At 67.5% G+C, this 22,296-nt stretch carries 13 protein-coding genes; 4 read left to right on the forward strand and 9 right to left on the reverse strand.

Annotated elements, in window-relative coordinates; all coding sequences use genetic code 11:
- Positions 1-151: 151 nt before the first annotated feature.
- From dxs to ngcE, 8 genes are all read right to left on the reverse strand, one after another.
- Complete coding sequence (gene dxs / locus IEZ21_RS34220; RefSeq protein ID WP_189325710.1) at positions 152-2,080, reverse strand: 1-deoxy-D-xylulose-5-phosphate synthase; 1,929 nt, start codon at positions 2,078-2,080, stop codon at positions 152-154.
- A gap of 229 nt (positions 2,081-2,309) precedes the next feature.
- Complete coding sequence (locus IEZ21_RS34225; protein ID WP_189325711.1) at positions 2,310-3,611, reverse strand: sugar ABC transporter permease; 1,302 nt, start codon at positions 3,609-3,611, stop codon at positions 2,310-2,312.
- Positions 3,608-4,399 carry an ATP-binding cassette domain-containing protein gene (locus IEZ21_RS34230; RefSeq protein WP_189325712.1) on the reverse strand — a complete coding sequence of 264 codons (792 nt, stop codon included), beginning with the start codon at positions 4,397-4,399 and terminating at the stop codon, positions 3,608-3,610. The genes IEZ21_RS34225 and IEZ21_RS34230 overlap by 4 nt, the downstream gene beginning before the upstream one ends.
- Positions 4,400-4,616: 217 nt before the next feature.
- Positions 4,617-5,720 carry an ABC transporter substrate-binding protein gene (locus IEZ21_RS34235; RefSeq protein WP_189325757.1) on the reverse strand — a complete coding sequence of 368 codons (1,104 nt, stop codon included), beginning with the start codon at positions 5,718-5,720 and terminating at the stop codon, positions 4,617-4,619.
- Between the two features lie 133 nt (positions 5,721-5,853).
- Positions 5,854-7,053, reverse strand: coding sequence for an ROK family transcriptional regulator (locus tag IEZ21_RS34240; protein ID WP_033325846.1), 1,200 nt, complete (start codon positions 7,051-7,053; stop codon positions 5,854-5,856).
- 196 nt (positions 7,054-7,249) lie between these two features.
- Positions 7,250-8,173 (reverse strand): carbohydrate ABC transporter permease, encoded by a 924-nt coding sequence (locus IEZ21_RS34245; RefSeq protein ID WP_033325848.1) that lies wholly within the window; start codon positions 8,171-8,173, stop codon positions 7,250-7,252.
- Positions 8,174-8,176: 3 nt separating this feature from the next.
- Positions 8,177-9,133 carry a carbohydrate ABC transporter permease gene (locus tag IEZ21_RS34250; protein WP_189325713.1) on the reverse strand — a complete coding sequence of 319 codons (957 nt, stop codon included), beginning with the start codon at positions 9,131-9,133 and terminating at the stop codon, positions 8,177-8,179.
- Between the two features lie 95 nt (positions 9,134-9,228).
- The gene (ngcE, locus tag IEZ21_RS34255) at positions 9,229-10,680 is read right to left on the reverse strand and encodes an N-acetylglucosamine/diacetylchitobiose ABC transporter substrate-binding protein (RefSeq protein WP_189325714.1); all 1,452 of its coding nucleotides are present in this window, start codon (positions 10,678-10,680) and stop codon (positions 9,229-9,231) included.
- 535 nt (positions 10,681-11,215) lie between these two features.
- Here ngcE and IEZ21_RS34260 point away from each other — a divergent pair.
- Together IEZ21_RS34260 and IEZ21_RS34265 are read left to right on the forward strand one after the other, a co-directional pair.
- Entirely contained in the window at positions 11,216-15,025 is a 3,810-nt protein-coding gene (locus IEZ21_RS34260) for a GH92 family glycosyl hydrolase (protein ID WP_189325715.1), read from the forward strand.
- Positions 15,026-15,184: 159 nt separating this feature from the next.
- A complete protein-coding gene (locus IEZ21_RS34265; protein ID WP_189325716.1) occupies positions 15,185-15,799 on the forward strand; it encodes a Uma2 family endonuclease in 615 nt (204 codons plus the stop codon).
- 59 nt (positions 15,800-15,858) lie between these two features.
- Here IEZ21_RS34265 and IEZ21_RS34270 read toward each other — a convergent pair whose 3' ends face one another.
- Positions 15,859-16,932, reverse strand: a complete 1,074-nt coding sequence (locus IEZ21_RS34270; RefSeq protein WP_189325717.1) for a lytic polysaccharide monooxygenase auxiliary activity family 9 protein — start codon at positions 16,930-16,932, stop codon at positions 15,859-15,861.
- 422 nt (positions 16,933-17,354) lie between these two features.
- Here IEZ21_RS34270 and IEZ21_RS34275 point away from each other — a divergent pair, with 422 nt between their 5' ends.
- Together IEZ21_RS34275 and IEZ21_RS34280 are read left to right on the forward strand one after the other, a co-directional pair.
- The gene (locus tag IEZ21_RS34275; RefSeq protein WP_189325718.1) at positions 17,355-21,041 is read left to right on the forward strand and encodes a S8 family peptidase; all 3,687 of its coding nucleotides are present in this window, start codon (positions 17,355-17,357) and stop codon (positions 21,039-21,041) included.
- A gap of 71 nt (positions 21,042-21,112) precedes the next feature.
- The gene (locus IEZ21_RS34280) at positions 21,113-22,114 is read left to right on the forward strand and encodes a response regulator transcription factor (protein ID WP_189325719.1); all 1,002 of its coding nucleotides are present in this window, start codon (positions 21,113-21,115) and stop codon (positions 22,112-22,114) included.
- The last annotated feature ends 182 nt before the right edge of the window (positions 22,115-22,296 follow it).

Genomic DNA, 22,296 nt, shown 5'->3' on the forward strand with positions numbered 1-22,296 from the left:
ATTCGCGCAGCCGCAGTGGCGCGCCGGTGTCGAGAGGTCGAGCGCGCGGAGGCCCGAAGGGGTGAGCACGGTCGGGCTCTCGACACCGGCTGGAGCGCCCCGGAGGCGAAGCAAAGAGTAAGAGCGCCGTCATACAGCCGTCATGCAGCCGTCAGTCGCGGGCCGGCTCCGCCGCGTCGATGCCGGCGGTCGGGCGCTCGGTGGGCCCGTCGAGCTTGGCGACCAGGCCGGTGACCTGGCGGGCGATGTCCGGGGCGGTCAGGCCGATCTCCGTCAGGACCTCCTTGCGGGAGGCGTGGTCGAGGAAACGTGGCGGGATACCGAAGTCGCGCAGCGGGATGTCGACGCCCGCGTCGCGCAGGGCCTGCGCGATCGCCGAACCGACGCCGCCGACGCGGGAGTTGTCCTCGACGGTGACGACCACCCGGTGCTGCTCGGCGAGCGGGGCCATGGCCTCGTCGACGGGCTTGACCCAGCGCGGGTCGACGACGGTCGTGGAGATGCCCTGCTTGTCGAGCAGGTCGGCGATCTCCAGGCACATGGGCGCGAGCGCGCCGACGGAGACGAGCAGGACGTCCGGGGCGTCAGTGCCGGGCGCGCGCAGTACGTCCATGCCGCCGATACGGCCCACGGCGGGTACGGCGGGACCCACCGCGCCCTTGGAGAAGCGGACCACGGTCGGCGCGTCGTCGACGTCGACGGCCTCGCGCAGCTGGGCACGGACCTGGTCGGCGTCGCGGGGCGCGGCGAGCCTGAGGCCGGGGACGACCTGGAGGATCGACATGTCCCACATGCCGTTGTGGGAGGCGCCGTCGGTGCCGGTGATGCCGGCCCGGTCGAGGACGAAGGTGACGCCGCACTTGTGCAGGGCCACGTCCATCAGGACCTGGTCGAAGGCACGGTTGAGGAACGTCGCGTACACGGCGAAGACGGGGTGCAGGCCACCGGTCGCCAGGCCCGCGGCGGAGACGGCGCCGTGCTGCTCGGCGATGCCGACGTCGTAGACGCGGTCGGGGTACGTCTTGGCGAACTTGTCGAGGCCGACCGGCTGGAGCATGGCGGCCGTGATCGCGACGATGTCCTCGCGCTCCTTGCCGAGCTTGACCATCTCCTCGCCGAAGACGGAGGTCCAGTCGGCGCCGGAGGAGGCGATCGGCAGGCCCGTGTCGGGGTGGATCTTGCCGACGGCGTGGAAGCGGTCGGCCTCGTCCTGGAGGGCGGGCTGGTAGCCGCGGCCCTTCTCGGTGAGGCAGTGCACGATGACCGGGCCGCCGAAGCGTTTGGCGCGGGCCAGCGCGGACTCCAGTGCCTCGATGTCGTGGCCGTCGATGGGGCCGACGTACTTCAGGCCGAGGTCCTCGAACATGCCCTGCGGGGCGATGAAGTCCTTGAGGCCCTTCTTGGCGCCGTGCAGGGTCTCGTAGAGGGGCCTGCCGACGACGGGCGTGCGCTCCAGCAGGTCCTTCCCGCGGGCCAGGAAGCGCTCGTAGCCGTCCGTGGTGCGCAGGGTGGCGAGGTGGTTGGCGAGGCCGCCGATGGTGGGGGCGTACGAGCGCTCGTTGTCGTTGACGACGATGACCAGGGGGCGGTCCCTGGCGTCGGCGATGTTGTTGAGCGCCTCCCAGGCCATGCCGCCGGTGAGGGCGCCGTCGCCGATGACCGCGACGACGTGGTCGTCCTTCTTCAGGACCTGGTTCGCCTTCGCGAGGCCGTCGGCCCAGCCGAGGACCGTGGAGGCGTGCGAGTTCTCGATGATGTCGTGCTCGGACTCGGCCTGTGAGGGGTAGCCGGACAGGCCGCCCTTCATCTTCAGCCTGGAGAAGTCCTGACGGCCGGTGAGCAGCTTGTGGACGTAGGACTGGTGGCCCGTGTCCCACAGCACCTTGTCCTTCGGGGATTCGAAGACGCGGTGCAGAGCGATGGTGAGCTCGACGACGCCGAGGTTGGGGCCGAGGTGGCCGCCGGTCTTGGAGACCGCGTCGACGAGGAAGGTCCGGATCTCCTCGGCCAGCTGGTCCAGCTGCTCCAGGTTGAGCCGGTCCAGATCGCGCGGTCCCGTGATACGGGTCAGCAGCGGCACCCGTGCCTCCTTGCATTAGAGCTGTTCGAGCTTTCGCCGGGCTCGTCGAGTCTAATGTCGCCCCCCGCACAGGGAAGAGCCCGGCACCGCCGTTGGTACCGGGCTCTTGTCCAGAGGAGACCGCGCCGACCCGCGCCCGTAAGGGGCGCGGGGAACTGCGCGATCAGCCACAAACAACCCGCAGCCGCCGAACTACGCGTCCAACCGAGCTATTGGGCGAACCCTGTTCCTACGCGCGGCCAGCGGTCCGCTGCGTCTTGCGTGTGACGGAGTCGATCACGACCGTGGCCAGCAGGACGCTGCCCGTGATCATGTACTGGATCGGCGTGGCGATGCCCTCGAGGGCGAGCCCGTACTGGATCGAGGTGATCACCATGACACCGAGCAGCGCGTTCCACGTACGGCCGCGACCGCCGAAGAGGCTGGTGCCGCCGATGACGGCCGCCGCGATGACGTTCATCAGCAGGTCACCGGCGCCCGCGCTCTGGTTGGCCGCGGCGATCTTCGAGGCCCAGAACAGACCGCCCACCGCCGCGAAGAACCCGGCGATGGCGAAGACCGAGATCCGTACCGCCGTGACGTTGATGCCCGCACGCCGGGAGGCCTCGACGCTGCCGCCGAGTGCGAAGATCTTGCGGCCGTAGCCCGTGCGGCGCAGCACGAAGTCCGTCAGCACCAGGACCACGAGGAACAGCAGCAGCGCCAGCGGCAGGCCCTTGTACTGGTTGAACATGATCGCGGCGGCGTACGCGACGATCGCCAGCAGTCCCGTGCGCAGCACGAGGTCGACGAGCGGCCGGGACGGGATGCCCGCGGCCTCGCGACGGCGGCTGTCCAGGAAGGACGTGACGAAGAAGACGGCGACCGCGATCGTGGCGAGCCCGTAGGCCGCCGCGACGTCCGAGAAGTAGTACGTCGTCAGCTTGCCGATCACACCGTCGCCGTCGAGGTTGATCGTGCCGTTCTCGCCCAGGAGCTGGAGCATGAAGCCGAGCCAGAACAGCAGGCCGGCCAGGGTGACCGCGAACGCGGGCGCGCCGATCCTCGCGAAGAAGAAGCCGTGGATGGCGCCCGCGACCGCTCCGCCGCCGAGGGCCATGAGCACGGCCAGCCATTCGTTCACGCCGTTCGTGACGCTCATAACGGCCGCGATGGCACCCGCGACACCGCTGACGGAGCCGACCGAGAGGTCGATCTCGCCGAGCAGCAGCACGAAGATGATGCCGACGGACATCATGCCGGTGGCGACCATCGCGACGGCGATGTTGTTGAGGTTCTCGGCGGACAGGAAGTTCGAGTTCAGGCTCTGGAAGATGATCGCGATGGCGATCAGGCCGATGACGACCGGGAGCGAGCCCAGGTCACCACCGCGGATCTTGCGCTTGAACTCGATGACGTAGCCGGCGAAGCCGCGTTCACGCACCAGCAGCCGTGGGTCGACGGCGACGTCCGCGCCGGCGGCGGCCTCCGGGTTCTCGACCGCTGTGCCGGTGGTCTTCGGGGCGGTGTCCTGTGTCTTGTCGATACTCACTTCTGCACCCCTCCGTTGCCGCGCGCCGCACGGCGGGTCACGGCGTTGTCCGTGGCGCCCGTGATGGCGGAGATGATCTCCTCCTGCGAGGTCGACTTGACCTCGAACACGCCGTTGTTGCGGCCGAGGCGCAGCACGGCGACCTTGTCGGCGACGGCCTTCACATCGGCCATGTTGTGGCTGATGAGGAGGACCGCGTGGCCGCGCTCGCGCAGCCGCTCCACCAGGTCGAGGACCTGCGCGGTCTGCTCGACACCGAGGGCCGCGGTGGGCTCGTCGAGGATGACCAGCTTGGGCTCGCCGAGCATGGAGCGGGCGATGGCCACGGTCTGCCGCTGGCCACCGGAGAGCGAGGCGATCGGGATGCGCACGCTGGGGATGCGGATCGACAGCGTCTGCAGCAGCTCGCGGGAGCGGCGCTCCATCTCGACCTCGTCGAGCACGCCGCGCCTCTTCAGCTCGCGGCCCAGATAGAGGTTGCCCACGACGTCGATGTTGTCGCACAGCGCGAGGTCCTGGTAGACGGTCGCGATGCCCAGGTTCTGGGCGTCGTGCGGCTTGTTGATCTGGACGGACCGGCCGTCCCACTCGATGACGCCCTCATCGATGGGGTGCACGCCGGCGATCGTCTTGACCAGCGTGGATTTTCCGGCGCCGTTGTCGCCGACCAGGGCGACCACCTCACCGGCGTGGACCTCGAGCTCTACGTCGGTGAGCGCCTGGACGGCACCGAACCGCTTGGAGACCCCGCGCAACGCCAGCACAGGCGTAGCGGACACGTAAACCATCTCCTTAGCCGCCTGACCCGGCGGAGAGGTAGTACAGAAGTTTTCGGGAGCTGTTCCGTCCGGCGCCCCGCGCGAGCTTGCGGGGCTGTTTGGTGGCGGGGCGCCGGAGGAGCTTTGAGTACGCGAGTCCCGTACGGGAATTCACCGGTCCCGTACGGGATTCGACGTAGCGAATTCCCGTACGCGGAAAGGGACTCGTGCGTACGTGATCGAGGACTTACTTGACGCCGATCTGGTCGCAGGCAGCCTTGAACTTGGCCGTGCAGATCTCGTCGACCGTGTAGATGCCGTCCTTGATGACAGTGTCGTTGATGTTGTCCTTGGTCAGCGAGACGACCGGGACGAGGACCGACGGGACGGCCTTGGTGGTCGGGCTGTCGACCTTCGTCTTGGCGACGGAGTCGAGCTTCTCGCCCTTGGCGAGCGCGACGGCCATCTCCGCGGCGATGTCCGCCTCCTGCGGGTAGGGCTTGTACACGCTCATGTACTGCTCACCCGCGACGATGCGCTGCACGCCCGCGAGTTCGGCGTCCTGGCCGGTGACCGGCGGGATCGGGTTGACTCCGGCGGCCTTCAGGGCGGTGATGATGCCGCCTGCCATGCCGTCGTTGGCGGAGTAGACGCCGACGATGTCGTTCTTGCCGATCGCGGAGATCGCGCCCTCCATGTTGGCGTTGGCGTTCTCCGGCTTCCATTCCTTGGTGTCGTACGACTTCTCGATGTCGACCTTGCCCTCGAGCTCGGACAGCGCGCCCTTCTTGAAGAGGGCGGCGTTCGGGTCGGTGCTCGCGCCGTTCATCATGACGATCTTGGAGGTGGGCGTGGCCTTGTCGCCGAGGGCCTCCAGGAGCGCCTTGCCCTGGACGCGGCCGACCTCTTCGTTGTCGAACGAGACATAGCCGTCGATCGGGCCCTGGGCGAGGCGGTCGTACGCGACGACCGGGATGTCCGCTTCCTTGGCCTTGTTGACGGAGTTCTCGATGGCCTTGGAGTCCACCGCGTCCACGATCAGCACGTCCACCTTGTTGGTGATCATCGTGTCGACCTGCTGGTTCTGCGTGGTGGCGTCCTGCTTGGCGTTGGCGTAGACGACCTCGCCCTTGTTGTTCGTGAGCTCCTTGACCTTCTTCTCGATCAAGGGCTTGTCGAACTTCTCGTAACGCGCGGTCTGGTTCTCCGGAAGGAGCAGACCGACCTTGATCGCGTCACCCTTGGCGGCGCTGGGCTCATCATTGTCGCCGCCGGCTTCCTCGGCGCTGCCACAGGCGGCCAGCGAGAGGGCCATCGCACCTGCGGCAACGGCATAGGCAGCACGACGCATACGCGTGTTCACTTCAGAAACCTCCCTGACGAGGCCGCGACACTGCGGCCGAGGTAACCGGAAGTCAACTCGGCCACATGTGCGACGTCAAGAAGTAAATCCTTAACGAGATGGCAACGGTGCCATCCGTTCTCTAAGTGAAGGCGGGAGTAGCCGCAGTGAGGGTTCCGTCCAAAAGGGTTGAATCCCCCATCTCGCTGAGTGCGAGAGCGAGAGCCCCGAGAACCTCCGCCCGGCCACCGAGCGCCCCTGGAAGAACGGACAGCTGGCGCGCCGCACTGGGGATCGCATAGCGGCCGACCGACTCCCTTATGGGCCCGAGCACCAGCTCACCGGCCTCGGCGAGATCACCGCCGAGGACCACCCGGCTCGGGTTGAGCAGGTTGCAGAGATTGGCGACTCCACTGCCGATGTGTCGGCCGACGTCGGCGATCACGCGACGGCAGCCAGGGTCGCCGTCCCGCGCCAGCCGTACGACGCCTTCCATGGTCAGATCCGTGCCGTGGCTGGACTGGAGCAGCGGCAGTACGTAGCGCGCGGCCGCGAAGGTCTCCAGGCAGCCCCGGTTTCCGCAGCGGCAGACGGGGCCGGACTCGTCAAGAGTAATATGACCGATTTCTCCCGCCGTGCCACCCGGGCCGCGGTAGATCCGGCCGTCGATGACCAGGCCGGCGCCGACACCGCTGGCGACCTTGATGTACGCCAGGTCCCTGACGCCCCGGCCGCTCCCCCACACCAGCTCGCCGAGGGCGCCGAGGTTGGCGTCGTTGTCCACGTGCACCGGCACGCCGAGCCGTGCCCGCAGCTCCTCGGCGGGCTTGGTGCCGGTCCAGCCCGGCAGGATGGCGGTGGAGCCGAGGGTGCCGGACTCCACGTCGATCGGGCCCGGCACGCCGAGGCCGACGCCCGCGATCTTGCTGCGGTCGACGTCGGTGGCCGCGATCAGCCTGCTGACCAGCTGTTCGGCCCGGTCGAGGCCCTGGGCGGCGGAGGCATCCACGTCGAGGGGTTCGGATTCCTCGGCGAGCACCTGATGCGCGAGGTTCCCTATTGCGACGCGCAAATGCGTGTGCCCGAAATCGACCCCTATCACGATGCCGGCGTCGCCGCTCAGGCTGACGCTGCGGGCTCGCCTGCCGCCCGCCGATGTGGGCGTGACCTCGACCGTTCCGCCTTCCTTGAGCTCGCGGACGATGTTGGAGACCGTCGCCGCGGACAGGCCCGTCGTCCTCGCGATCTCCGCCTGCGTGAGCGATCCGGCCAGGCGCACCGCGCGTACGACCCGTTCGAGATTTGCTCGGTGCAGCGACGACTGCGACCCGGGAGTCTCCACGACGACCTCCTGCGTACGGGGTCGCCTCGGCGAGACCCCGTCTATGTGCAACTAGTGAACTCTAAGCTGAGCTGTTGGGGCTGCCTCCCGTCAAGAGGTTGAGCGGAGGGGCACATGCCAGAGCACGCATACACACAAGGGTGGCCCCGACACCAATCCGGGACCACCCTCGCAAAGCGAACCAGCCGCCGAACCCCTACTTCAGTGCGCCGGCCGTCAGGCCCGCGACCACCTGGCGCTGGAAGATGATGTACGCGGCGAGGACCGGCAGCATGGCCATGACCAGGCCTGCGAAGAGTCCGGACCAGTCGCCCTTGTAGCCCTGGCTCACGGCGAGCTGCACGAGGCCCTGGGTGAGGACCTTGCGGTCCTCATCGGTGTTCAGAACCGTCGGCAGCAGGTACTGGTTCCACTGCCCCAGGAAGTTGAAGATGCTGATACTGATCAGGCCGGGCTTGGCCATCGGCAGCATCACCTGGAAGAACGTCCGCGTGTGCGAGGCACCGTCCACGAAGGCCGCCTCGGCCACCGAGGTCGGCAGCGTACGGAAGAACGCCGTCATGAAGAACACGGTGAACGGCAGCGAGTACGCGATGTAGACCAGGATCAGCCCGGGCAGCGTGTTCAGCAGCGAAAGGTTCTGCATGACGTAGAACAGCGGAACCAGCGCCAGGATGATCGGGAAGCTCATTCCTCCGATGAAGAGGAAGTAGATGAAGCGGTTCCCGGGAAACTCGAAACGCGCCAGGACGTACGCCGCCATCGAACCCAGCAGCATCGTGCCGACGAGCGAGAACCCCACCACGATCAACGTGTTGAGGAAGTAGTCGCTCATGTTCGCCTCGGTCCAGGCCCGCGACCAGTTCTCGAAGTGCAGCGAGTCCGGCAGCGCCCAGGGCGAACTGAAGATGTCCCGGTCCGTCTTGAACGAGGTCATCACCGCCCACAGCAGCGGCATCACCACCATGAACGCCCAGAGAATGAGCATGCCGTGCGAGAAGAAGTTGAGGGTCCGGCCCTCGGACGGCTTCTCCAGCGGCCCTGGTACGGCCGTCGTCTTGGTGACGGGCGGCCGCTCGTCCGGGGTGGCGTCGGCGGGAGGGGTGTCGGTCGTCTTCATAGGTCAGTACTCCAACCGCTCGCGCCGGCCCAGCCTCATCACGACCGCCACGAACAGCAGCGTCACGATGAGCAGGGCGACACCGATCGTCGTCGCATAGGCGGCCTGGCCGTCGCGGAACGCCTTCTGGTAGACGTACAGCGGCAGAATCGTCGTCGAATAGTCGGGGCCACCGCCGCTCGGCCCCACGGTCATGATCTGCACCACCGCGAAGGACTCGGCGCCCAGCGCCAGGATGCCCATGTACGCCCAGCCGGACTGCACGGTGTCCCAGAGCAGCGGCAGGGTGATCCTGAAGAACGTGGTGATGCGGTTCGCGCCGTCGAGGAGTGCCGCCTCGTAATAGTCCTTGGGAATGGACGCCATTCCGGCGGAGAAGAGCACCACGAAGAATCCGACGGAGCACCAGACGAGAACCGCGAAGACACACCACAGCGCGAGATCGGGATCGCCCAGCCAGTTGGGCTGGACCATCTCGACATCGAAACCGAGCCATCTGAGCGCGGACCCGACCGCCTTGAGCGCGGAGTTGATCGCCCCGCTGTTGGGGTTGTACGCGAACTGGAACAGCAGCGCGACGATCGCGATCGACAGCACCTGCGGGAAGAAGTAGACGACCTTGTAGAAGGACGAGCCGCGTACGCCCGCGATCACGGCGTTCTTCCTGCGCCGTCCGCCCACGTTGAGCATGAAGGCGAAGAACAGCGCCAGAGTCAGCGTCACCAGCGGCAGCAGCACCACGAACATCACGCTGTGCTGGAACGACTTCCAGAAAACCTCGTCATCCAGCATTCTCGTGAAGTTGGCGAAGCCCACCATCTTGAACTCGGGGCTCAGACCGCTCCAGTCCGTGAACGAATAGTAGATGGACTGGATGAAGGGCCAGATGACGAAAAGGATGTAAATCGCCAGAGGGGCCGCCAAGAACCCCACGATGAAACGGTATTTACCGTGCTGCATTCCTACCGACCCGATCTTCCCGCGGGCGCTGCCGCCGACGCCACGACCATCGAGAGCGGGGAACCCCGGTCACGCCCCGGAGTCCCCCGCCACGCTCACTGGTGCTTGTAGTGCTGGATGGAGTCGTCCTTGGCCGCCTCGTCGGCGTACCCCTGGATCTTCTTGATCGCCTCGGCCGGGGTGAGCCGCCCGGCCATCATCTCGCCGAGGCCTCCGACGCCGATCTTCTCCTTCTGCAGCGCCACGTACCAGTCCTGGAGGCGCGGGTTGACCACGTTCTCGCCGGCCTTCTCCAAGGCCGCGACACCGGACTTCAGACCCGGGGTCAGCTCGATACCGTCGGTGCCGCCGTTGAACGCGGACAGTGACTTGACGGACGTGGTGAAGTTCTTCGACGACTCCTCGCTGAGCATGATGCGCAGCTGCTCCATACCGCCATCGGGGTTCTTGGACTTCGCGGGGACGATGAAGGGCTCACCGCCCGACGCCCAGATGGTGCCGAAGGGCATCTTGTCCGAGCTGTCGATGCCGGTGGGCGCGGACACCGCGAGGTTGAAGTCCTTCGGCATGGTCTTCGCCGCCTCGTTCTCCACCCACGAGCCGTTCGGGATGAAGAGCGCCTTGCCCTCGGTCCAGGCCGTCTGCGACTGGATGTGGTCCAGGCCCGGCGTGCCCTCGAGGATGTAGCCCTTCTTGTAGAGCTCGTAATACGCCTCGAAACAGGTCTTGACCGCCGGGTGCTTCCAGGCGTTCGGCTCCAGGTTGTCGATGGCGTCGAGAGTCTCCGGGCCGCCGACCTTGGCGATCATCGGGTAGAGCGAGAAGGGGATGTAGTACGGGTGCTTGCCCGCGTACGTCCAGCCCGCGATGCCCTTCTTCTTCGCCTTCTCGCAGACCGTGAGCATGTCGTCCCAGGTCTCCGGGTACGTGGCGTCGAGCGAGTCCAGGGCCTTCTGGGAGTACCACACTCCGTACACGGTGTACGCGTAGTACATGATCCAGACCGGGTCACCGTCGAACTGCCCCATCTCGACGATGCCGGGCCGCAGTGTGTCCCGGACCTTCTTGTTCGGGTCGTCGACGGACGGCGCGTCCAGCAGCGGGGTGAGGTCGGCGAGCTGCTTCTTGCCGACGAGGACGCCCATGTCCATCTGCTCGGCACCGGAGTTGTCGATCAGATCCGGCGGGGAACCCTGGTTGAAGCGCGGCTGGAGGACCGACTGGATCTTCTGGGTCGAGGAGAACTTGACCTTCGCGTCGGGGAACTTCTTCTCGTAGACCGCCTTGGCGTCCTCGGCGTACTTCGTGCCGAAACCGCCGTCGAAGATGACGATCTCCAGCGGCGCGGTCTCATTGACGGCAAGCGGGTTCTCCGCGCTCTTCTTGCCCTTGTCGACCTTCTCCTCGCTACCGCTGTCACCACCGCTGGCGCACGCGGACAGGAAGCTCATCGTGGGCACGGCGATCAGGCCGAGCGCTGCGGACCGCTTGATCAGATCGCGGCGGCCGACACCTTCACGGCCGCTGTGGGCGGAAGTGGATCCCATGCTCAAGTCCTCGCCTTCTCCAGGACTCAGGCGGTGAACCGGATCCTCCCGGGCACCGCGATGATGTGCTGTGTTTTCCCGGCGACACATGACCGAAAGCGGCTGCGTCGCGGGCCGGACCCCCGGCCCTGAGGCCGGGTAAGACGACATACTCGGTGCACCCCTGCGAGGGGTTTCGACTGAACTCGGGCCGTGCGGACTCGGGTCGTGCCGGGTCGCCCACGGACGGACGAGCGACCATGCGGATGCTGACAGGTATAGTCCACTTCCCGAGGCAGGGGCAAGATCGAATGCAGGTTCGGTCAGCAGTCTTTCCCGAGTTGAGATCTCGCGGATATATGACACGCCCTTGGATTCCCCGCGCGCCTGTCGAACCTCTCCTGACCTCGGCCAATTGAGTGGTCCCGGCAACTTGCGACTCTTCACATCGCATACACCTCTTTCAACACCCTTGACACCACTGGCCACTTGACGCCCTACTGGTCCCCGCACAGCGAATTGACAACGTTGTCCACTTCGCGAGGGATTCTGGTAGATGCAGCGCAGATCTCGGCACAGATGGGGTTCCACGGCAATTCTGGGAGCGACGGCATTAGCGCTGGTGGTGGCCTCGCAGGGCGCCGCCGTCGCCCGACCCGGCCAAGCGGCGGCGGCCGAGGGGAAGTTCGCGTCCTCCTTCGAGACGGACGATCCGGCTCCCGACTGGCTCAACACGGTCGATACGGCACCCGACGGTACGAAACGCTCCTCGGGCGTGGACGGCGGCTACAGCAGCGGCATCCCCGGCAATGTCACCGACCATGTCACCGACGTCCGGGCGAGCGCCGAGAACACCGGCGGCGGCGAGGTCAAGGAGAACCTCGTCGACGTCGAGCCCAGCACCAAATGGCTGACCTTCGCGCCCACCGGCTGGGCCGAGTTCGACCTGGACGCCCCGGTCAGACTGGTCACCTACGCGCTGACGTCGGCCAACGACCACGACGAGCGCGACCCCGTGGACTGGACCCTGAAGGGCTCCACGGACGGCAAGGACTGGAAGACCCTCGACAGCCGCACCGGCGAATCCTTCGGCGAGCGGTTCCAGACCAAGTCGTACGACCTCGCCGAGCCGGCCGAGTACCAGCACTTCCGGCTCGACATCACCAAGAACAACGGCGCCTCCGACGCCCTACAGCTCGCCGACGTGCAGTTCTCGACCGGCGGCGACGATCAGGAGCCCACGCCCAGGGACATGCTCTCCCTCGTGGACCGCGGCCCGAGCGGCTCCCCGACCGCCAAGGCGGGCGCCGGCTTCACCGGCAAGCGGGCCCTGCGGTACGCGGGCACGCACAAGGCGGACGGCCGCGCGTACTCGTACAACAAGGTCTTCGACGTCAACGTCCGTGTCGGGCGGAACACCCAACTGGCGTACCGGATCTTCCCGTCGATGGCGGACGGCGACCGCGACTACGACGCCACGAACGCCTCCGTGGACCTGGCCTTCACGGACGGCACCTATCTGAGTGACCTGCGCGCCACCGACCAGCACGGGTTCGCGCTGACACCGCAGGGGCAGGGCGCGGCGAAGGTCCTCTACGTCAACCAGTGGAACAACGTCGTCTCGCGGATCGGCTCGGTCGCGGCCGGGAAGACGGTGGACCGCATCCTGGTCGCGTACGACTCCCCCAAGGGCCCCGCGAAGTTCCGCGGCTGGCTGGACGACGTGGCGCTGCGGTCCGTAGCTCCCGAGAAGCCCAAGGCGCATCTGTCCGACTACGCACTGACGACCCGCGGCACCAACTCCAGCGGCGGCTTCTCCCGCGGCAACAACTTCCCCGCCACGGCCGTGCCGCACGGCTTCAACTTCTGGACGCCGGTCACCAACGCGGGCTCGCTCAGCTGGCTGTACGACTACGCACGTGCGAACAACGCGGACAACCTGCCGACCATCCAGGCGTTCAGCGCCAGCCACGAACCCAGCCCCTGGATGGGCGACCGGCAGACCTTCCAGGTGATGCCGTCGGCCGCCTCCGGCACCCCGGACACGGGACGTGAGGCCCGGGAGCTCGCCTTCCGGCACGAGAACGAGACGGCGCGCCCGTACTACTACGGGGTCCGCTTCGAGAACGGCCTCAAGGCGGAGATGGCGCCGACGGATCACGCAGCCGCCCTCCGCTTCACCTATCCCGGTGACGACGCGAGCGTCCTCTTCGACAACGTCACCGATCAGGCGGGCCTGACGCTGGACAAGGAGAACGGGATCGTCACCGGCTACTCGGACGTGAAGTCCGGACTGTCGACGGGCGCGACACGGCTCTTCGTGTACGGGACCTTCGACGCACCCGTGACCGACGGGAGCTCGTCCGGCGTCAAGGGCCATCTGCGCTTCGACGCGGGCTCCGACCGCACCGTGACTCTCCGCCTGGCGACCTCCCTCATCAGCGTCGACCAGGCCAAGGACAACCTCCGCCAGGAGATCCCCGACGGCACGTCCTTCGACACGGTCAAGTCGCGCGCCCAGAAGCAGTGGGACCGGATCCTCGGCAAGGTGGAGGTGGAAGGCGCGACACCGGACCAGCTGACGACGCTGTACTCCAGCCTCTACCGGCTGTACCTGTACCCCAACTCCGGCTTCGAGAAGGTCGGCTCGAAGTACCAGTACGCCTCCCCCTTCTCGCCGATGCCCGGCCCGGACACCCCGACGCACACCGGGGCGAAGATCGTCGACGGCAAGGTGTACGTCAACAACGGCTTCTGGGACACGTACCGGACGACCTGGCCGGCGTACTCGCTGCTGACGCCAGGCCAGGCAGGCGACATGGTCGACGGTTTCGTGCAGCACTACAAGGACGGCGGCTGGACCTCGCGCTGGTCCTCGCCCGGGTACGCGGACCTGATGACCGGCACCTCCTCGGACGTGGCCTTCGCGGACGCGTACGTCAAGGGCGTCGACTTCGACGCCAAGTCGGCGTACGAGGCGGCCCTGAAGAACGCGACCGTCGTCCCGCCCTCGTCCGGAGTCGGCCGCAAGGGGATGGGCACCTCGCCGTTCCTGGGCTATACGAGCACGGACACGCACGAGGGCCTGTCGTGGGCGCTGGAGGGTTACCTCAACGACTACGGCATCGCGAAGATGGGCCAGGCCCTCTACAAGAAGACGGGCGAGAAGCGTTACAAGGAGGAGTCGGACTACTTCCTCGACCGGGCCCAGGACTACGTCAACCTCTTCGATCCGAAGGCGGGCTTCTTCCAGGGCCGTGATGAGAAGGGCGACTGGCGGGTCGAGTCCTCCAAGTACGACCCGCGCGTGTGGGGCTACGACTACACGGAGACGAACGGCTGGGGTTACGCCTTCACCGCACCGCAAGATTCACGCGGCCTCGCGAACCTCTACGGCGGCCGTTCCGGCCTGGCCGAGAAGCTCGACGAGTACTTCGCCACGCCCGAGACGGCTTCGCCGGAGTTCGTCGGCTCGTACGGCGGCGTCATCCACGAGATGACGGAGGCGCGAGACGTACGGATGGGCATGTACGGCCACTCCAACCAGGTGGCCCACCACGTGAACTACATGTACGACGCGGCCGGCCAGCCCTGGAAGACCCAGAAGAACGTCCGCGAGGTGCTGTCGCGGCTGTACACCGGCAGCGAGATCGGGCAGGGCTACCACGGCGACGAGGACAACGGCGAGCAGTCGGCCTGGTTCCTGTTCTCCGCGCTGGGCTTCTATCCGCTGGTGATGGGCAGCGGCGAATACGCTGTCGGCTCCCCGCTGTTCACCAAGGCGACCGTGCATCTGGAGAACGGCAAGGACCTGGTGGTCAAGGCCCCGAAGAACAGCGCGAAGAACGTGTACGTGCAGGGGTTGAAGGTCAACGGGCGTACGTGGACGTCGACTTCGCTCCCCCACTCGCTGATCTCCCGCGGCGGGGTTCTGGAGTTCGACATGGGATCGAAGCCGTCGTCGTGGGGCACGGGGAGGAACGCGGCACCGCCGTCGATCACAGACGACGACAAGGTGCCGTCGCCGCGGGCCGATGTCATCGAGGGAGAAGGGCCGTTGTTCGACAACACCTCGGCGACGGGTGGGGCGGCGACCTCCGTCGATCTGCCAATCCCCAAGGGAGCGAAGGCAGTTCAGTACACGCTGACGTCTTCGGAACGGGCGAAGGCTCCGAAGGGCTGGACCCTGCAGGGCTCGTCCGACGACGGCACCACATGGAAGGACCTCGACAAACGCTCCGGCGAGTCCTTCGCCTGGGACAAGCAGACCCGCGCGTTCTCGGTCGCCAAGCCGGGGACGTACGAGCGGTACCGGCTGGTCCTTGACGGCGAGGCGACGCTGGCGGAGGTGGAGCTGCTGGCCTGAGGCACGCTCCTATGGGCTTCCCCCCACGGGAGAGGGGCGGGCGCGGAGGAACTCTCCGCGCCCGCCGCGCGTCAACGGCGTGCCATGGCAGTCTCACTTCGGGTGACGCTAACGTCGTACACGAGACCAAAACGCGCCTCAGCGTCCACACTCGCGCCCATGGGAGCAGTGATGACCACACCCCAGCAGGGACCGGCCACCGAGGACACCTGGATGTTCCCGCCGGCCGAGGGCTGGACCTTCGACCAGGTCAAGCACTTGGAGCTGCCCTTCGACTGGGAACTCGTGGACGGAGTGATCGTGGCGCGTGGGCAGACGAATGTCTGGCACAACGAGGTACGGGACGGCCTCGCCGACGCTCTCAAGGCAGCCCGCGTCCAGCCCTACCGGGTCTTGACTGAGCAATGTGTGATGGTGGACGGCCACAACACACCCAAGCCCGATGTGATCGTCTATGACCCCCGGAAACTGAACTTCTTCGAGGCCGAGTGCATCCCGGCAGAGAAGCTCGCCCTCGCCGTGGAAGTCGTCTCCCCCGGCTCCCGCCAGGACGACCGGGTGCGCAAACCCGCGCAGTTCGCTGCGAACAAGGTCCCGTGCTACTGGCGCGTGGAACTGGACCGGGACCACCAACTCGCGGTGCACGAGTACTGGCTCAACGCGGACACGCGCTCGTACTTCCCCGCTCCCATGCACCCGGTGCACCACGGCAAGCTGATCACCGAGGTGCCGTTCCCGGTCGAGATCGATCTCGAAGCGCTCGTCGGATTCTGATCCCGCGTGCGGCTGGCGGACCCGGCGAAGTACCTCCACCGGGTCCGTCACGAGTGGGGTCAACCGACCCGGCAGGGATATGTCGTCGCCGGATCACCCCCGGAGCCCTCGACCGTGTACCCGAACGTCGTGCTCTCTCCCTGATCCAACTCCCCGTTCCAGTCGGTGTTGTGGACCATCACGTTCTGCCCGGAGTAGGTCGCGTTGCCGCTCCACAGGCTCTCGACCTTCTGACCGCTGGGCAGCGTCCAGTCGACCATCCAGCCCAGCATCGGGACGTCGCCGGTGTTGGTGACGGTCACCTCGGACTGGTAGCCGCCGTTCCAGCTGCCCGTCGTCTTGCGGGTGGCCGTGCAGGTGCCCGGCACCGGCTCGGTGGGGTTGCCCGGCTGCTTGATGCCGGTCACCTCGCCGTTTCCGCCGTCGAAGACGACGTCGGAGCAGGAGTAGAAGGTCTCCTGGCTGTCGGAGCGCTGCCAGACCATGTAGATGATGTGGCGTCCGTCCTTGCCCTCCGGAAGCTTGCCGGACCAGGAGTAGTTGGCCTCGACCGTGCCCGGGCTGCCGTTGAGCGGCGGGTGGTCGACACTCAGGAACGGCTGTTCCTCCATGTCGTTCCACGTGAGCGGCTTGGTCGGGTCGAAGCCGTCCTTGGTGATGTAGACGTAGAACCAACCCGGGTGCGCGGCCCAGGCGTTGTACGAGAAGTCGACGGTCGCGCCGGAGGTCAGATGCGTCAACGGCCAGTCGCTGCTCGGGGTGTTGAAGCCGGTGAAGTTGGTGTTGCCGCCGCTGCACAGCTCGCCGTCGGGCACGAAGCCGCGGGTGCGGCCGGCGCCGTCCGAGCGGAGCACCGAGAACCAGTTGTAGAACGGCGTCGTGCCGCTGACCTGCTGCGCCGCCTTGCAGGCCGGGTTGACGGGCTTGATCTCGCCGGTGTCGGTCAGGCCGTCCTGCCAGCACAGGAAGGTGCGGCTGCCGGGCTTCATGGGGGTGCCGTGGGCCTCCGCCTCGCCGCCGGACGCGACCACGAGGCCGAGCGCGGGGGCGGTGACGACGAGGGCGAGCAGCACAAGGAGCCATGCTCTGATGCGAGTTGATGCCGGTGATGGAAGTAATCGAGGAATGCTCATGACGACGTACGTCCCTTCGCGCTGCGGATGTGGGGTCGCTGCGGTTCTGTGAGGACGTGCGGGTGAGGTGGGAGGGCCCCGGTGGCTTGGGCAGGTTCCGGTCCGCCCCTCCACGCCCATATGGGAGCGCTCCCACCTCACTCAGGGTGAAGGTAGCGCCGAGCGGCCGACTTGTAAACGCCTGGCGCGCAAGGGCCTCACCTCGGCGAGTTGGGCCCGCCCTCCGGGCACACGACGGGAGTTCGACGACAAGACCTGACGAAGACCTACGAAGGCGCCAATTCCCCTGGCCGAAGGGGGCATTGGCACTCCTCGGCCACAGCAATCCCTTGAGTCGCTTTGCGGGCAGCGCTCACTCTGATCACCTGGCTTCCGCTCACCAGGCCGGAAGCGTCGTCAGCGTTCAGGGGAGGACGCCACCCATGCGAAGACTCCACGCCCTCTGGGCTGTGGCAGGAGCGGCAGGACTACTCGCGGGCGCGATCACGCCCGCGGCGGCCGGTTCCGGATTACCGGTCACCGCACCGGACGCCACGCCCGTGCAGAGCGGCGCCAAGACCGGTGCCACGAACACGCAGACCGTCACCCTCATCACCGGCGACACCGTGTCGCTCACGACCAGCCCGGACGGCAAGTACGCCGTGGACGTACAGCGTGGCGAGGGCCGTGAGGCCGCCACCTTCCTGTCCAGCGAACGCGACGGCGATATCAGCGTCTTGCCCTCCGACGCGCTCCCGCTGATCCAGGCGGGCCGCCTCGACCCCGCCCTGTTCAACATCACCCAGCTGGTGAAGCAGAGCTACACCGACGCCCAAGCCGGGGCCACCCCGGTCATCGCGACCTACACCAAGGGCAGTGCGACCCCCGACGGCGCGCGTCGCACCCTCGCGCTCCCCGGGATCGACGGCGCCGCACTGAGCGCCGAGAAGTCCACCGCGTTCTGGGCGGACATCGCCCCCGCGCTCGGCACCGAACCGACCTCGAAGGCCGCACGCCTGCTCGGTGAGGGCATCGAGAAGATCTGGCTGGACGCCAAGGTGGAGGCGTCCCTCGATGTGAGCGTTCCGCAGATCGGCGCGCCCGAGGTGTGGCAGTCCGGCTACGACGGCAAGGGCGTCAAGATCGCCGTCCTGGACACCGGCGCGGACACCGGACACCCGGACCTCGCGGGCAGGATCGCCGAGTCACGCAGCTTCGTGCCCGACCAGGCCGTGCAGGACGGTCACGGCCACGGCACCCACGTGGCGTCCACGATCGTCGGTTCGGGCGCGGCTTCGGACGGCAAGCTCAAGGGCGCGGCGCCCGGTGCGGAGCTGCTGGTCGGCAAGGTGCTGGGCAACGACGGTCGCGGCCAGACCTCCTGGATCCTCGAGGGCATGCAGTGGGCGGCGAACTCGGGAGCGAAGATCGTCTCGATGTCGCTGGGCGGTACCGCGTCGGGCTCCTCCGACGTGCTGAGCGAGACCGTGGACGAGCTGTCCGCGTCCACAGGCACCCTCTTCGTGGTCGCCGCCGGCAACACCGGCCCGGCGGAGGGGACCATCGGCACGCCCGGCATCGCCGACTCCGCGCTGACGGTGGGCGCGGTCGACAAGTCCGACAAGCTGGCCTCCTTCTCCAGCCGGGGCCCGCGCCTCGGTGACTCCGCGATCAAGCCGGAGATCACCGCGCCGGGAGTGGGTATCACGGCGGCCCGCGCCGCCGACACCAACATGGGCACGCCCGTCGACGACAATTACACGTCGGCGAACGGCACTTCGATGGCGACTCCGCATGTCTCGGGCGTCGCCGCGCTGGTCGCCCAGGCGCATCCGGACTGGACGGGCCAGCAGATCAAACAGGCCCTCGCCAGCACCGCGAAGACCAGCCCGGACACCACCGTGTTCGAGCAGGGCGACGGCCGGGTGGACGCCGTGCAGGCCGTCGAGCAGGGCGTCTTCGCGACCCCGGCGCTCAGCTTCGGCACGTACAAGGACAGCGACAGCGACACCGAGACCGACAGCAAGGACATCACGTACACCAACACCACTGACAAAGCAGTGGAGTTGAAGCTCTCCTCGTCCCTCACCGCGGCCACCCCGGCCACGGGCCTCGTGACCGTCCCGGCGAACGGCACCACCACCGTCGCGGTCACGGTCGCCCCCGCCGACCAGGCCGAGGGCCGGTACACGGGCCACATCACCGCGAGCGCCGACGGCGTCCGGGTCACCACGGCCGTCGGCTTCGAGAAGCAGCCGAAGACCTACCGCCTGAAGGTGTCGCTGGTGAACCGCGGCGGCAAGCCGTCCACCTCGTCATCGATCTTCATGTTGCAGGAGCTGAACGGCGCGTACCCGGCAACGAGCGGGTACATCGGCAGCGGCTACACCCTCAACGTGCCGGCCGGCACGTACTCCACGGCGGCCTGGATCCCGGAGCGGGACGCGGGCGGACTGGAGGTCGCCACCTCGGTCGTCGGTGATCCCGAGATCAAGGTCGACAAGGACACCGAGGTCGTCCTCGACGCCCGCAAGGCCGTCGAGATCAAGCCGAAGACCAAGGAGGACTCCGAGTTCCAGGGGTTCACCACCAGCTGGCACCGGGAAGGTCCGGGTTCCGCCCTCAGGGTGACGTACCTTCAGAACTGGTGGACCGACCGCGTCTACGTCACTCCGACCGAGAAGGTCACGGAGGGCATGTTCGAGTTCGTCTCCAAGTTCCGGCTGGCCGCCAAGGAGTTGACGGCGAGCGTCACCAGTCCCGAGAAGTACGCGCTTCCCCTCGACTACGCACAGACGCGGAACGGCCTCCCGGCGGGGTTCAGCGGCGAGCGGAAGGTGCGGGCGGTGGCCGCCGGCAGCGGCAGCGCGGCCGACTTCGAAGGGCTCGACGTCAAGGGCAAGGTGGCGGTCGTCCGGCTGCCGACCGGGAAGACGGCGGACGAGGCGCTGGCCAACGCGACCAAGGCCGGGGCCGGTTACGTGATCGCGTACCGCGAGACGCCCGGGTACTGGATCTCCTGGGTGGACAGCGCGACGATCCCGCTGATGGTCGCCACCGGCGAGGACGGCGCGAAACTCGGGGCACTGCTCGACAGCGGGAAGAAGGTCACGCTGAAGCTGGACGGCACGGCGGTCAGCCCGTACGTCTACAACGTGATGTTTCCGCAGACCGGCGCCATCGCGAAGAACCAGACGTACTCCCTGAACAGCTCCAACACCGTGCGGCACAAGGTCCGTTACCACGGGGGCAAGGCCGGCCAGGTCGGCAAGGACGCCGTCTACCGGTACCGCCCCGCGCAGTCCTCCGCCGTCGAGGCCAGCTACAAGACGCCACTCGGTACGGAGCGCACCGAGTACTACAACGTCTCCCCCGACACCCGTGTCTGGCACGCCGTCTACCCCGACGTGAATGCGAACCTGTCCCAGTGGAACACCCTGCGGACCTTCGACAAGGCGGGCCGGGTACCCACCGAGGACTGGCTGCGCCAGGTCGTGCGCCCGGCGTCCAGTGAGCAGTACGGCGTCTCCCAGCGCACCGGCGACAAACTCACCCTCAAGATAGCGGAGTTGAGCGATGCCGCACCCGGTCACTACGCGTACGTGGACAATGCCCAGGACACCGCGCAGGGCGCGCTGTACGCAGACGGGAAGCTGATCGGCAACTCCGTGCGCGGCGGTTACGGAACCTTCGACGTCCCGGCGGCGAAGACCGCGTACCGCTTCGTTCTCGACGCCCAGCGCACGGCCGACTGGGCGGCGTACTCCACGAGCACCCACACCGAATGGTCCTTCGCTTCGGCGCGCACGGAACAGCAGACGGCGCTGCCGCTGCTCTCCGTCGATTACGACGTGGACCGGCTGGACCTCCTGAACCGGGTCGAGTCCAAGGGGAGGTCGGAGGTCGGACTCTCCGTCCGGGACCAGCACAAGAGCATCACGACCGGTCAGCTGAAGGCCTGGGTCTCCTACGACGACGGCACGACCTGGAAGGAGGTGAAGGTCCGGCACGGCAGGGCGGAGCTCAAGCACCCGAAGGGCGCCGAGTTCGTGTCGCTGCGCGTGCGGGCCGCCGACCGGGACGGCAACGCGGTCGACCAGACCGTGGTGCGGGCGTTCGGCCTGAAGTAGACGGCCTGAAGTAGACGGCATCCCAGGCCGGTACCAACAGCCTTAACAAACATTGCCTACCGTGCCGAGCCATGGCGAACACGGCATACGACACGGCAGACCAGACCCCTGCCGCGAGCCCCTGGGCCGCGGTGGGGGTCTCCGCCTTCGACGAGCTGGTATACCGGGCGATCCTCCACCAGCCCGATGCCGGCGCGGCCGGCTGGGCGCTCCTGACCGGCGCCTCGCCGGCCCGGGTGCGCGAATCCTGCACCCAGCTGCTCACGGTCGGGTTGCTCCAGCCGCCGGATTCCATGGGGGGATTACGCGCGATCGACCCGAGAGTGGCGGTCCGCGGGCTGATCAGACGGCGCGAGACGGTGTCCGAACTGCTCGCCGCCACCGCCGAGGAGATGGCTACCGCGTACGAGGCCGGGCTGCTGCGCGAGGAGCCGTCCCGGCTGATCGAGGTCGCTTCCGGCGAGGGTGCCATCGCCGCCCGCCTGGAGGAGATGTACGCGCGCGCCGAGCACGAGGTGTGCCTCTTCGACACGCCTCCGTATCTCGCACCGCCCGTCCGGCAGCTGGATCTCCAGACCGATCTGCTCAGACGCGGGATCGTCTCCCGCGGGATCTACGCGGCGCCCGCCCTGGAAGAACCGAACGTCCTCTCCCGCACTTGGAGGATGGTCGAACTCGGTGAGCAGGCGCGGGTATTGCCCTCCGTGCCGGTCAAACTGCTGGTGGTCGACGGGTGTCGGGCGATGCTCCCGCTGACCTCCTCCGCGGCGGGCGGCTACTGCGCCGTCGTGGTGTGGCACTCGGCGGTGACCGAAGCCCTGCAGAGGCTTTTCGAGATGGCCTGGCAGCAGGCGACGCCGCTCGGCCAGCCGGTCGGCGACGGTGAACTCCCCGAGGGAGAACGGACGTTGGTCAGGTTGCTGGCGGCCGGGATGAAGGACGAGGCGGTGGCCCGCCATCTGGGGGTGAGCCTGCGGACCCTGCGGCGGCGGGTGAGTGAGCTGCAGGAGCGGCTGGGGGCGGCGAGCCGGTTCCAGCTGGGGGTGCGGGCCTCGCAACGCGGCTGGCTCTGATCGCGAAGGGCCGCACCCCGTGTGGGAGTGCGGCCCAACTTCCCTACAAGAGCGCCTACTTGCGGTCATTGCGGTCAGGCTGACCGTCAACAGCCTTGGCCGAAGGGGGCATTGGCACGCCCCGGCCACAGGAATCCCTTGAGCCGCATTCCCCACAGCGCCCACCCTGATCACTGGCTTCC

The sequence above is a fragment of the Streptomyces flaveus genome, from assembly GCF_014647675.1.
GTDB classification, from domain to species: domain Bacteria; phylum Actinomycetota; class Actinomycetes; order Streptomycetales; family Streptomycetaceae; genus Streptomyces; species Streptomyces flaveus.

Excerpts from the sequence above, each read along its gene's own strand:
- IEZ21_RS34235 (WP_189325757.1), bottom strand. The coding sequence starts at position 5,720 with ATGCGTCGTGCTGCCTATGCCGTTGCCGCAGGTGCGATGGCCCTCTCG.
- IEZ21_RS34245 (WP_033325848.1), bottom strand. The coding sequence starts at position 8,173 with ATGAAGACGACCGACACCCCTCCCGCCGACGCCACCCCGGACGAGCGG.
- IEZ21_RS34265 (WP_189325716.1), top strand. The coding sequence starts at position 15,185 with ATGGGAGCAGTGATGACCACACCCCAGCAGGGACCGGCCACCGAGGAC.
- IEZ21_RS34280 (WP_189325719.1), top strand. The coding sequence starts at position 21,113 with ATGGCGAACACGGCATACGACACGGCAGACCAGACCCCTGCCGCGAGC.
- ngcE (WP_189325714.1), bottom strand. The coding sequence starts at position 10,680 with ATGGGATCCACTTCCGCCCACAGCGGCCGTGAAGGTGTCGGCCGCCGC.
- IEZ21_RS34275 (WP_189325718.1), top strand. The coding sequence starts at position 17,355 with ATGCGAAGACTCCACGCCCTCTGGGCTGTGGCAGGAGCGGCAGGACTA.
- IEZ21_RS34260 (WP_189325715.1), top strand. The coding sequence starts at position 11,216 with ATGCAGCGCAGATCTCGGCACAGATGGGGTTCCACGGCAATTCTGGGA.
- IEZ21_RS34250 (WP_189325713.1), bottom strand. The coding sequence starts at position 9,133 with ATGCAGCACGGTAAATACCGTTTCATCGTGGGGTTCTTGGCGGCCCCT.
- IEZ21_RS34230 (WP_189325712.1), bottom strand. The coding sequence starts at position 4,399 with ATGGTTTACGTGTCCGCTACGCCTGTGCTGGCGTTGCGCGGGGTCTCC.
- IEZ21_RS34270 (WP_189325717.1), bottom strand. The coding sequence starts at position 16,932 with ATGAGCATTCCTCGATTACTTCCATCACCGGCATCAACTCGCATCAGA.